The 6437-nt window shown below is 40.7% G+C and carries 9 protein-coding genes and 2 pseudogenes; 2 read left to right on the top strand and 9 right to left on the bottom strand.

Going from position 1 to position 6437, the window contains the following annotated elements; genetic code table 11:
* Positions 1–250: 250 nt before the first annotated feature.
* The 9 genes and pseudogenes from LDL35_RS15465 to LDL35_RS15455 form a co-directional block, all read right to left on the bottom strand.
* Positions 251–442, bottom strand: coding sequence for a type II toxin-antitoxin system HicA family toxin (locus tag LDL35_RS15465; protein ID WP_369694941.1), 192 nt, complete (start codon positions 440–442; stop codon positions 251–253).
* A gap of 1 nt (position 443) precedes the next feature.
* Entirely contained in the window at positions 444–746 is a 303-nt protein-coding gene (locus LDL35_RS13815) for a hypothetical protein (RefSeq protein WP_304023472.1), read from the bottom strand.
* Positions 747–1135: 389 nt separating this feature from the next.
* Positions 1136–1333: pseudogene (locus LDL35_RS13810) on the bottom strand (IS4 family transposase); the annotation flags it as partial.
* Positions 1315–1577: pseudogene (locus LDL35_RS15460) on the bottom strand (DUF1016 N-terminal domain-containing protein). The pseudogenes LDL35_RS13810 and LDL35_RS15460, both read right to left, overlap by 19 nt.
* Before the next feature lie 52 nt (positions 1578–1629).
* Positions 1630–2130 (bottom strand): DUF3368 domain-containing protein, encoded by a 501-nt coding sequence (locus LDL35_RS13805; RefSeq protein ID WP_304023470.1) that lies wholly within the window; start codon positions 2128–2130, stop codon positions 1630–1632.
* Positions 2111–2374, bottom strand: a complete 264-nt coding sequence (locus LDL35_RS13800) for a UPF0175 family protein (protein WP_304023469.1) — start codon at positions 2372–2374, stop codon at positions 2111–2113. The genes LDL35_RS13805 and LDL35_RS13800 overlap by 20 nt, the downstream gene beginning before the upstream one ends.
* A 379-nt stretch (positions 2375–2753) precedes the next feature.
* A complete protein-coding gene (locus LDL35_RS13795) occupies positions 2754–3134 on the bottom strand; it encodes a hypothetical protein (protein ID WP_304023468.1) in 381 nt (126 codons plus the stop codon).
* A 33-nt stretch (positions 3135–3167) separates the two neighbouring features.
* Positions 3168–3797 carry a hypothetical protein gene (locus LDL35_RS13790; RefSeq protein ID WP_304023466.1) on the bottom strand — a complete coding sequence of 210 codons (630 nt, stop codon included), beginning with the start codon at positions 3795–3797 and terminating at the stop codon, positions 3168–3170.
* Positions 3798–4247: 450 nt separating this feature from the next.
* The gene (locus tag LDL35_RS15455) at positions 4248–4499 is read right to left on the bottom strand and encodes an AAA family ATPase (RefSeq protein ID WP_369694940.1); all 252 of its coding nucleotides are present in this window, start codon (positions 4497–4499) and stop codon (positions 4248–4250) included.
* A gap of 402 nt (positions 4500–4901) precedes the next feature.
* Between LDL35_RS15455 and LDL35_RS13785 the strand changes: the two genes are divergently transcribed.
* Together LDL35_RS13785 and LDL35_RS13780 are read left to right on the top strand one after the other, a co-directional pair.
* Positions 4902–5723 (top strand): NAD(P)H-dependent oxidoreductase, encoded by an 822-nt coding sequence (locus tag LDL35_RS13785; RefSeq protein ID WP_304023465.1) that lies wholly within the window; start codon positions 4902–4904, stop codon positions 5721–5723.
* A 276-nt stretch (positions 5724–5999) separates the two neighbouring features.
* The coding region (locus LDL35_RS13780) for a PEGA domain-containing protein (protein ID WP_304023463.1) at positions 6000–6437 on the top strand (438 nt) is incomplete at its 3' end.

Here is a 6437-nt window from a genome sequence, read left to right as displayed (position 1 = left end):
ATACCAACCTGCACCACCAAATTAAATAGGGGCCTGAACGTTATCAGTTTTTCATTCGTCAGGCTTGAGGCGAAGCCTCATAAGGGTTTTAATAGAAAATTTCCTATGAAAAAATTAAGAAATGTATCTGATTGTTGACTACTGTGACTATAGTTTTTTAAAAATTGTACAAACACCAGCTGATGCAAATCTACTGTGAATGAAAGGAGTGTGATGGGTGAACAATGAGTGGTAGGGATAACGTGAAGATCTATTCGATGTATGTGAGAAATTCATCTTTATCCATCTTTGATTGTTTTATTATTGAAATCAATGTGTCTGGAGCAAGTTCTTCGTGATATGGGACGGTTACAAGTGTCCTTCTTTCGTCATGCCACAAATGAATATGACTTCCTGATTGTCTTTTTACAATAAACCCTGCTCTATTCAGAGCCTTTATCACTTTATGCGATGAGAGGACTGGAAGAGTTGCCACTATTTGGAACCTCTACGGTGATTATCTCTAATTTTTTGTCTTTTTCAAGAATTTCTAGAAGAGTTTCATAATGTTCTTTCAGTCCGATTTTCAATCGAGATATTGCTTCTTCTCTCGTTTTTCCCTGATCTGCTACTTTTGTTGCAAGATCTATGGCGATATACCATTCACCGTCCTGATATATTTGAACTAGAGTATCCATATTCCTATGTTGTCTCTTCTCATAGATAGAATGTGACCAAAAAATATCGAAAGTTACTCCTTCAGTCACGCAGTCTGGAACCTTCAGTCATGCCATAACGAATTCTCTCTCTTCATCTTTTTCATGGATGATTGTTTGTTTCGTGATGATCAATGAGATTATTATAAATCGTTATTCATGTAAGACAGCTTTGGAGATAGATCCAGATCCTGCGAGATAATTTTTCCAGCATAAGTAAGACCAAGTATGTTTTATACATAACCATTGAGATGCCTCTCTCACTCTATTCACTAATAGGATCCGCAAATGTGCCACATTAGCGGTCTAAACAAAAATCATTGAAACTTCAAATGGCCATTAGAGAAAAGAGGAAGAATTACAAGTTTTTCCTGATTTTTTAACGATAACCAATAGTACCTAACCCTCATTCAGCCTATGGATCCGAAGATTAGAACCTACTAAATTTCTGAAAATTTTAAGGTGAGAGTATCGTTTAGGTTGCGGCTTTTGCCAAGGTGCCGCAGTGATCTCTCTCATTTATCCCATCGTTTCTGAACGTTGCCTGTACCAAATAAATTTTGATTCAGTATGCTCAAAAACTCCAATCCTTTCTCTGAAAATTCTTTTGATCATAACATCATGGTATATTTTCCTTTACCTCTTGCACACATTCAAGGTCAGGGTATGCAGCTGCAAATACCTGCATGTATTTCAGGTTTCTGACCGAGAATCCTTTCTTATCCGGGAATTCTGAACGGAGATCCAAGGTAACTGGTCGATGACTTTGGCTCCCCAGTCGGGTTTCTCCTGGTTGATGAGAATATCTTTTCCAATCTTCCAGTAGAGGAGAATTAACTCACGGTTTACCGAGACAGCGGCTTTGAGTTGAGCCTTCCGTATATGGGATTTTAGTTCGGTGAGGAAGGTTGATCAGTTGAGGAGATTGGAAGAGTCATTTTTCTCCAACGGCTGTGAGTGCTTTCTGCATGACCTGATCTGATATCCAGAATCTACCTATGGTTCGTAATTGTTCTAACTCAAATTTAAGTGAAAGTATTTTTTTTTCAATTCTGGCTTTTATGAGAATGCCAATAATTCCGGTGTACGAAAGACCGAATCGTTCTGCTACGTGCCTTGCATCAAAGTCATCGAGGAGGAGAATGGGATTATCACATTCAAGAGCAAGGGCGATGACCTCAGCCTCTCCGCGATGAATTTCATGACATAAACTTATGATCAGGGGGGTGTTTTTCACTTCATGGACGGTAATTACTCCATCATGTATTGCCTGAATTACTTCTTCGGATCCTGATCTTCGTTTTCCACTGAGAACTACTTCCTGGTACACTGCTCGTGGTATGTGTATTGAAGAAAAACACTCCCTGATAAGTCCGAACCGATTCACTGCTGACAGGTGGATAAGCGTCGATGAATCAGAGATTACCAGTTGCATATTTGATATCTTTATCAAGGTCTTCTTCTGAGTAATGTACTGGTATCTGTCGTTTCCAAAGGATTTCTTCAAATTGGAATCGTTCAAGTCCTGCGAGTCTGCAAGCCTGTGCAGCGGTAATTATCCTCCGGTGATAGAGGCTGACTGCCAGTTCACTCATAAGTTCTTCCTGAATGGTGTCAGGTGGGAGTTTCATCTCCTGTGCGAGAGATGACGGGATGGTCAATACGATATCTTTGGTCATGCTATACTCTCCATAATGCTATCTCTATGTCTTTCTGGTAGATGAGGTTTCATGTGGCATAGGGTCATCCCTCATACTCCTCTTCCAATCTATGAGCGATGGCGTAGCGCTTATTTCGCGTGTGTGCGGCCCTGACCGGCTCCGGCCATTATCACATTGCCGTGTAACTGGTAACTTTCTCATCTTCTTTCACTTTTAGATAATGTTCATCTATCCTTCTTTAAGAAACTGGTTATCGAAACTTGTATTCTTGCGATAATTATAAGAAATCTGACTAATCCTTCTGTGAATACTATGGCTACCTTTAGACATCCTAATTTTATACGGACTATACTGAGAGCAATGATAAAAGATAGTCTGGAGGTATCATTTTCAGGGTTCATCCCTCATACTCCTCTTCCAATCCATGTGCAATGGTATAGCTCTTATTCTTCTTACAAGCGGCACGAACCTGCTCCGGCCAGTACCGGATCGCTGTATACGACCAGTCGTACTTCCCCTCTTCCAGCTCTTTCCAGAACTTCGCCGGTTCAGCCTTCCACGGCGGGAATAATTCCCTGAACGGTGCCATATTGAGAATCACGCCGTCGTAGAATTCCAGCTTCCCTCCAATCGTCTTCCCAGTCTCGTCGGTCTGCTGGATGATCTTCGTGATACTCGAATCCAGTTCCTCACAGTCCACAAGGGCCTTCTCCAGCTTCTCCCGCTCCTTCTCAAGTCTGTTCCGCTCATGACCTTCAGCAGTCAAAATAGCCTCCATCAACTCTCCAATCCTGGACCGAAGTGCGTTAATTCATCCTCCGAGATACAGGGCCGACTGAATCAATAAGAGTGAATCAACGGTCATCCGCTCATGGCAGACATAACAACTGTACTCTTTCTTTGGTGACTGGATGAGCCAGTAGATTGGACGCTTCAGGTACCACTGAAGATGATTCTTCCAGTAATCTTTCAGGAGGAATCGGATAGTTGCTGCTCCGGTTGCCATGTCTCCACCGAGAATTCCTAGAATTTTGTTTGTCGTTTCTTCCCCGAGCATCAGGATCAGAGCAGTAAGGACTTTTGCTTCCAGGTCATCCGGATGGCCGTCTTCAAGAATGGTAACTGCATCGAGATCGGTAAACTCCCGAAGTTTCTTCTCTGTTTCCGGGGAGAAGATGTGATTTCCATCTACGATTCCAGACCCAAGTGCTCCTTCCTCTCCGGGGATGAACCGACCCATGATGATCCTAATGGCATACCCAATCCAGTGATTGACCAGATCTTCGGGTGTCGGAGTTGGAAGTGCCGGTGGTTCCCCTACTTCAGCCTCGATGTCTGCCCGGTCCTCGTCCGTGATGCCATAGAGCCGATATACTTTGTCGTCTATCTTGGTTTCGATTTCCCAGAGATGGTCATGGCGGGATTTGACAAGATCTGCCATTCCGGAGAGGGTGGGGGCGAATGGGGGAGCGGTGAAGTCGTACGTGGTCTCGTCTTCTGCTGAATCGACTTTTGCGAGGGTGATGGCGGTGTTAACGCGGGAATTTAGAGAATTTAAATTTATCTTAGGAATAGGGAGACGAGAAAGATAACCGACCTGAAAAGCCATTCTAGGGTTTAATATTTTTAATAAATAATATACAATCATCGAATTTATTATCCCTAAAATTTCAAAATAATTTTCCGGAAAAAGGGATGAATCATTTACATCAAAAATAAAACCGCCTGGGGATAATATAGCACGAAAATTAGAATTTGTTAAGAATGTATAGGTAATACCTCTTTTAAATTGCATGTCATTACCGCGGATGCTATCTTTTTTGTTTTTAAAAATTCAATGAGAATTTTTCCTTATTTTTTGTAGACATAAGACATATTCTTGATTTCCATATCATTTTTTATGAGGCCCCCCTTTCATATTTGATATAAAATATTTATTGGAATTATAAATTTTATCCCAATCCTTTATATCATTATTCATGTAAATGTCCATCAGAAACCCTTCTTGTGCATGTGCATTGAGAATCGGCTCATCCAGGTTCAGGTATAATATTGATTGAGGTGGGACCGTCTTTTGTATCATTTCCGCTATTATCTGATATAACAGAGTAGACTTTCCGGTCCTCCTGGCTCCAAGAAGAATCAGTACTTCACGTAAAGGAAGATAGAAACCAAGTCAGGGTATCGTGATAACCGGGGAATCCCTGTTGGAAATGTCTCCTTCTGCCACCAGGGATTCTGTCGTTCAATTACTATCCTGACAGATGTGTCCATATCTAAGTTATAGTGTGAGATAATAGATATTTTTTCCGACTATATTCTGAATTTTCACAATGCACCCTTATCATTATAGAGCATCGAGATACATTCATTCACAATAAATTGATTATCAGAGCAATATTCGATTTTTAAATGTCATATCCATCTTTTCAATTTACTACACGTCAGAACGTACCTTACTCCTTTCTCACCCTCCTGATGAAATCCCAGGTAAAATAAAAAGTATTCAAATACTTCTTTCATGATAGTGTAATCAAGAAGTACTATGACTGATACATCTGATAACGAAACACCAAAAACCAAAAAAATATCCTGGAAATGTACCGTTTGCGGTTTTCTGTTCACCGGTGAGAAACCACCGAAAGGATGCCCTCATTGTCATAGTCCAAGTGGTGAATTTATTCCGCAGCATGAAAAGCCGGTCACCTGTCCGGTCGAGGAATTTGACGTCCTCCTCATCAACGGAAGTTCTCACCGGGCCGGGAATACCGGTGTAATGACCGATATTGCAGAGGAGGTCCTAAAGGAACGAAACATCTCGTACCGGCGGTTTAACCTGAACGAATATACTATCGATCATTGCTGGTGCTGTTATGCGGTCAGGGCCCAGTCATGTGATTATCCTTGTCGGAATAAGGATGATGACATGCATGTATTTCATGAGATGCTGGCAAAAACAAAAGCGGTAATAATTGCTTCACCCATTAACTGGAACAGCATGTCTGCAAGGCTGAAGACATTCCTTGACCGGACAACCTGTATGCAGAACCTCTATCATCTTCAAAAACCGGGTTTGACACATGGGAAAATCGTAGGAATTCTGGTCTGCGGTCATGAGGATGGAGGGATTACCACTGCTCTGAACATCTTCCTGAACTTTCAGCAGCTTGGATATATTCTGGCTCCTTTTGGGATTGGATACCGGACTCATGGGGCAGAATACTCCAGCAATGAGGATCGGGAGTTTTTCAATACTGATGAGTTATTAAGAACCCACACCCAGGGTGTTGTCAATAATGTAATAGAGATGATGAATCTCAATGTTGAAAATCAGATAAAAGATAAGATAATTCCGGTATCTGAATAAATCTAATTAAAATTTTAATTTTTTTAAAGCATAAAATTTTCATGTTTTTTCCGATTCACTGGTAATTTTTGGATACCACACGCATGTCAATTTTCTTTTTATATTCATGATTCAGGTTTTGTTTTGCTCTCATTATCTGTTAAAAATTAAAAAATTAAAAATTGAATCTAATAGCTAATTTTAAACGATAATTTCATAATATTCGGTTTTGATAATAAATATCCGACTCCCGCAGATTTATCATCTCACTTATCAATAGAGCATGTGTGTGATTCTATGACGACAATAGGCATGAGGCTTTGCATAATTGGATGTATCCTCCTCATGGGTATATCCGTTGTTTCTGCAATGACCGGAGAATTAAAAATTATTACCGATCCTGTAGGTGCAACCGTTGTTCATGATGGTTCAATTCTTGGAGAAACACCACTTGTCATTCCAGATTTACCCATGGGTGAATATACATTCAAGATTAAGAAAACCGGGTATAAAGATGTAACCAAGACGGTTAATATCAGAACGCTTTCCCGAACGGTGAGGTATTCGCTTGTCCCTGAAGAGTCTGTTCATACAATCCCTCCTACTCCGGTCTATACTCCTTTTTATGATCCAAGTCCGGACTCAGAAAAAGTTTCGGTGAAAATTTATTCTGTCCCAGATGGAGCTTCCGTGTTTATCAATAGTATCAATACCGATCAGGTAACTCCTGCTACC

This window comes from Methanospirillum hungatei (assembly GCF_020216685.1).
Lineage (GTDB): Archaea > Halobacteriota > Methanomicrobia > Methanomicrobiales > Methanospirillaceae > Methanospirillum > Methanospirillum hungatei_B.
The sequence above is the reverse complement of the archived record's forward strand: the minus strand, read 5'-3'. Positions and strand labels throughout refer to the sequence as shown.

Coding starts and splice junctions, on each gene's coding strand:
- LDL35_RS13795 (WP_304023468.1), bottom strand. CDS start 3,134: ATGGAGGCTATTTTGACTGCTGAAGGTCATGAGCGGAACAGACTTGAG.
- LDL35_RS13800 (WP_304023469.1), bottom strand. CDS start 2,374: ATGACCAAAGATATCGTATTGACCATCCCGTCATCTCTCGCACAGGAG.
- LDL35_RS13790 (WP_304023466.1), bottom strand. CDS start 3,797: ATGGCAGATCTTGTCAAATCCCGCCATGACCATCTCTGGGAAATCGAA.
- LDL35_RS13805 (WP_304023470.1), bottom strand. CDS start 2,130: ATGCAACTGGTAATCTCTGATTCATCGACGCTTATCCACCTGTCAGCA.
- LDL35_RS13785 (WP_304023465.1), top strand. CDS start 4,902: ATGACTGATACATCTGATAACGAAACACCAAAAACCAAAAAAATATCC.